Origin of the sequence: Arcticibacter sp. (assembly GCF_045629565.1) — a bacterium.
Taxonomy (GTDB): domain Bacteria; phylum Bacteroidota; class Bacteroidia; order Sphingobacteriales; family Sphingobacteriaceae; genus Arcticibacter.
Genome location: NZ_JAZQRL010000077.1, coordinates 1 through 4,636, shown reverse-complemented (window position 1 = coordinate 4,636; position 4,636 = coordinate 1). Strand labels below are relative to the sequence as shown.

The window sequence follows — 4,636 nt, the reverse complement described above, 5'->3', positions numbered from 1 at the left end:
CTGTTGAAGGAAAATACGCGGTTTGTATTTTCAGGAGAGGGGAATATGCGGACTATAGAGCGCTTGACGAAGTTGACGGCTGTGGGGGAGGATGTCTCTTTTGCTGATGATAAGGAAGGTTTGTTCGGGATTCGTTTGTCGCGGGAGCTGGAGCATCGATCTGAGGAGCCCTGGATTTTTACGGATTCTTTGGGAAGGGTAAATAAGGAGGCGGCTGTTAATAACGAAGGTATTACCGGTGTTTATAGGAGCAGTGAGGGAAAGAAGGGCGATGATGTTTGGGGAACCAGAGGGAAGTGGGTAAGTGTGGATGGAACGATTGCGGAAGAATCTGTGTCGGTGGTGATACTGGATCATGAGGATAACCCTGGATATCCTACGTATTGGCATGCGAGAGGGTATGGGTTGTTTGCTGCGAATCCGCTGGGGCAGAAGGCGTTTAGTAAGGGAGAGATGGAGGTTAATTTGAAGGTTGCTAAGGGGGAGTCAGTGAGTTTCAGGTATAAAGTGCTGATTAACTCGGGTGGGGCATTGACGGAGGATGATAGAGTAAGGAGCGGGTTCAAATTGATTGATAAGTGAGAAAGAGTAAAAAGGAAATATTTAAACATGCGCCATTGAAGGGCTGAGGCTTAAGAAAAGGCGCTTAACTTATAGCAATGTGGTATTTGGAAGTTCTACCTGATAAAGGAAACTACCCGGCCACATCTTAGAAAGATCAACTGGCCGAAACCGAGTGGCGGCCGTTCGATGTACCTGATTTATTGCCAACCGAATTCAGATAAGAAGCTGATTAAGACAGCAGCTAAAGGTCAAAACATATTAGTTGCGAGAGATAATATTTAAGTATTCTTTTAATTTGGTTTTCAAAACCTAGAATCACCGATTAGGAAAGAAAGCCTATTTATCCCGAAATATATGTAATTTATTTAAAAGGTTTTTTTAACAAAAAAACCGTTCTGAACTTGCCTGTGTAAAAACTGAGCATGAAATCCTATCTAACCTCAACCTTCCTAACAGTTCTCTGCATGGTGGCAATATGTCCAGTATATGCTCAAGAGATAGACACCGTAAAATTACATCGAACAGAGCTTCTAAAAAGCCGTCTTGACGTGTCTCTTGCAATAGCAGAAAGAATTGATTCTGTAATGATCCAATATAAAAAGGAGATGAAAAAAGTGATTGCTGAACTCAATCTCGATGAGAAAACGAGAAGGGCGAGGATTGATCAACTTATTGACGTAAAGAACCGGATGCTTTCCACCTTTTTAACTCAGAACCAGTTGCGGAAAGTTGTACCAACAACTGAGAGGAGAGTGTTGGATGCCAGACATATTGAATGAGAACATAATAAATAGAAGTCAAGAATTTATGAACAGGGTCGTTTTCCTTATGATAGTATCGATGTCTTTAACAACAGCTTTAAAGGCACAGGAGAAGCAGTCGGACTTGAAAAATAAGCGGGCAAGTTATTTGAGCAAACAGATGTCGATAAGCTTAACCTCAGCGTACAGATTAGTAGAGATTTCCGATAAATATGTTGAGTCGTCGAATCGGATCTACCATGATAGTAGCTTAACGAGTGACCAAAAAGTTAAAAGACTCCAATTCTTACAACAGGAAAGAAATAACCAAATTGAAGCTATTTCAGCAACAGAAGGTAAGCTTGATAGTAAAGATAAACTTGCTCCTTTATTTGGGCTACCTGCGAAAAAGTAACTATAAACTTAAGAATCAAAATATACTAACATGCTTTCAAAGAACGTAAATATGGATGTCCATAAACCTAAAAGACAATTGTTAACCTTCCTTATCTTTTCTAATGTATTTCTTTCAGTAGCGGTTGTAGTATTCCTTGTTCTATTGGTGAGTAATGATGATAAAATAGCTTATGTCGAGTCTGCAAAATTATTGAATGAATACAAAGGAGCAGAAGTTGCCCGAAAGGAGTTTGATAAAAAAGCAGCAGAATGGAAAGGTAATATTGACACACTGGAAAGTGATGTGAGAGATGCAATGAAAAAATATGAAAAAGAGCTTTCGCAGATGACAACCCGCGAGCGGAAAATAAATCAGGAGCTTATCAACACAAAGCGTGCTCAGTTAGTGAATTATCAAAGAGCTATTTCTGAAAACGCAAAGCAGGAAAATGTAAAGGTCATGCAGAAAGTATTATCAACGGTTAATAGCTTTTTGCTTGATTACGGCAAAAAGAACGGATATAAAATGATTCTTATAGCGAACGAATCAGGTTCCATCGCCTATGCCCGCGAAGGTTTGGATGTTACTGCTGGTGTATTGGACGAATTAAACAAGGAATATCTGTCTTCTGTAAAATGAGATTCTGGTCCTCTTTTATCCTCTCGGTTATTTTGGCTTGTGCATTAGCTGCAGGAGGGTGTAGGCAGCATATCAAAACCAAGTCTGGCGTGCGCGAATATATCAGTAATAGAAGCAACCGGCTTGTCGGAGAGAAGGAATTCCCAGACGGTACGATCGTAAAATTACATTATCTACCATCGGCTTTGCTGGGTATAGATAACAAATCGTCGGATCGTTATTATTTTCTTCTCTCATTTTCCAGAGAGGGGCGTGAGCTTCTAAGCCAATTAGACGGAGATTCTTATAGTGAGATGGTCACGACCTTGTCTTTCAAAATGTTGTCCTTGATTTATGTAATACCCGATAGGGGAAAGGCTATTTCTATTGACGATTGCCTCTTTCAACAGACATTTGGGATGACAGGGGCTAATGAACTTCTGGTTGTTTTTAATCCTTCGAGCCTCAGGAACGTCAGTCGGTTCCAGATGAAAATTAAGGAATTCGGATTAATGTTAGGAGACATGAATTTTGAATTTGATCAAAGGGACATAAACGAACTAAATGACATTCTTGACAACAATTTAATAATTTCTGACCAATGACAAGGAGACGAACCGGGATAGCCCGAATCAAGAGATTCGTGGCGGTCTTTCTGCTGATCAGTTTACTTAACCAAGTTGCTGCTCCGACAGTGGCATGGGCTTTGACATCCGGACCTACATCTCCGGAAGCCACAAGCTTTGAACCAGTAGATACGACTGATATGGTTAACCTGGCAACAGGAGATTTGGTGTATACTATACCATTGCTAGAAGTTCCAGGGCCGGAGGGTGGGTATCCACTATCTCTATCTTACCACGCAGGAATCCAGCCAAACGAAGATGCGAGTTGGGTCGGGCTTGGATGGACGCTCAATCCAGGAGCGATTAACAGGAGTGTAAACGGATATCCTGACGACTGGTACGGTGCCGAATCCAGCAGGAGAGACTTCTGGGAAGGGGGAACGAGTACTGGTTCGAGAGTGGGGGTCAATGTGCCTATATTGGGGAATGCTGCTAGTTTATCGTTGGGGCTCTCGTTCTCAAATGATACCTACCAGGGGCGTGGTTTCGGATGGGATTTGGGGATTGCCGGAGGAATTCCAAATACGCCTTTTACTGCTGGCGTAGGAATAGGTATGTCTACAAGCGGAAAATTTCAAGGTCAGGCGTCTCTAGGAGGTAGAGCAGGTAATTTTTCTGCAGGATTAGGTATTACCACCTCAGGGGATACCTTCGCTTTTGGTAGTGCATCAGTAGGTCCTGGGGACAACAAAAGTGGATATGGAATTGGCTTAAATCTCTCGACAGATTTTGAAAGTATTAATGCAGGCTTTATGCTTACTTATAGTTCCAGTTCAATGGGAACGGATGCTAAAACCAGTTCTAAAGTCAGCACGAGTGCTTTAGCAGGCTTTTCAGCCTCCACCCAGAACTCGAGAGCCGGATCTCTTTCTACCAAAACAAGTTCGACGTCTATAAATCTTTTTGTGGCCTCGTATAGCCGAACAAAAATGAGATACTGGTCAAATGAAAGAGAAGAATCCTTCATGTATGGTTCACTGCATCCTAACTGGATGTCGTACATTGAAATTCCAGAAGAGAATGCGTATGATTCATATACGCTGCAAGACGAAGATAAAAGCATTATCGATGCTGCGGATCCCAATCAACAAATGGGGGGATCTTTTCCTGCCTATGACCTGTATCAGGTTACCGCGCAAGGTCTTGGCGGAACGATGAGGCCCTATCGCTTTAAGGGCGAAGCTTTACAACAAAACCGTTGGGAGAAAACTCGTCCTAACTCAATAACGCCAACAGTTAAGTATATAGCCAACAGTTCAGCAACTGCTTATCCTGATTTTCGATTTGAAAACGATTTTTCGAATAATTATATTCAAAGCTATCCTGATTTCCCAGCTGTAGGGTCAGAACTGATTTTTTATGACCCTCCAAGCAGCGGTCCGCAGTTCGACGATTCAGAGTGGATGAATGGTATTTCCGGGAACAAACTTGCAGGCTCTCGACACATCGATTATTTTGTTACGAACACAGATGGTACAGTGCCGGTTTACGGGAATAAACAATTTATTGCCCCTTTTGTTAATGGTGGACTTACCAGGCGCGCACATACCTCTCAGGCCAACCGGGCAACGCATATTGCAGGGTTTGCCATTACCAGTGAAACGGGAGTAACGTATCATTATAATTTGCCGGCCTATTCCTATGATGAGGAGATGTATCAGGAGCTAGTCAATAAGGCCGATGGACTAAAA

At 42.2% G+C, this 4,636-nt stretch carries 6 protein-coding genes; all 6 read left to right on the top strand.

Going from position 1 to position 4,636, the window contains the following annotated elements; all coding sequences use genetic code 11:
• A partial coding sequence (locus tag ACKI5J_RS09660) for a DUF6807 family protein (protein ID WP_407428919.1) occupies positions 1–582 on the top strand: 582 nt, incomplete at its 5' end.
• Positions 583–986: 404 nt separating this feature from the next.
• Positions 987–1,343, top strand: a complete 357-nt coding sequence (locus tag ACKI5J_RS09655; RefSeq protein WP_407428917.1) for a hypothetical protein — start codon at positions 987–989, stop codon at positions 1,341–1,343.
• A gap of 61 nt (positions 1,344–1,404) precedes the next feature.
• A complete protein-coding gene (locus ACKI5J_RS09650) occupies positions 1,405–1,719 on the top strand; it encodes a hypothetical protein (RefSeq protein WP_407428915.1) in 315 nt (104 codons plus the stop codon).
• A gap of 30 nt (positions 1,720–1,749) precedes the next feature.
• Complete coding sequence (locus tag ACKI5J_RS09645) at positions 1,750–2,340, top strand: OmpH family outer membrane protein (protein ID WP_407428913.1); 591 nt, start codon at positions 1,750–1,752, stop codon at positions 2,338–2,340.
• The gene (locus ACKI5J_RS09640; protein ID WP_407428911.1) at positions 2,337–2,924 is read left to right on the top strand and encodes a hypothetical protein; all 588 of its coding nucleotides are present in this window, start codon (positions 2,337–2,339) and stop codon (positions 2,922–2,924) included. Before ACKI5J_RS09645 ends, ACKI5J_RS09640 begins: the two co-directional genes overlap by 4 nt.
• Positions 2,921–4,636 (top strand): hypothetical protein (locus tag ACKI5J_RS09635; protein ID WP_407428909.1); only part of this gene is annotated, 1,716 nt, incomplete at its 3' end. The genes ACKI5J_RS09640 and ACKI5J_RS09635, both read left to right, overlap by 4 nt.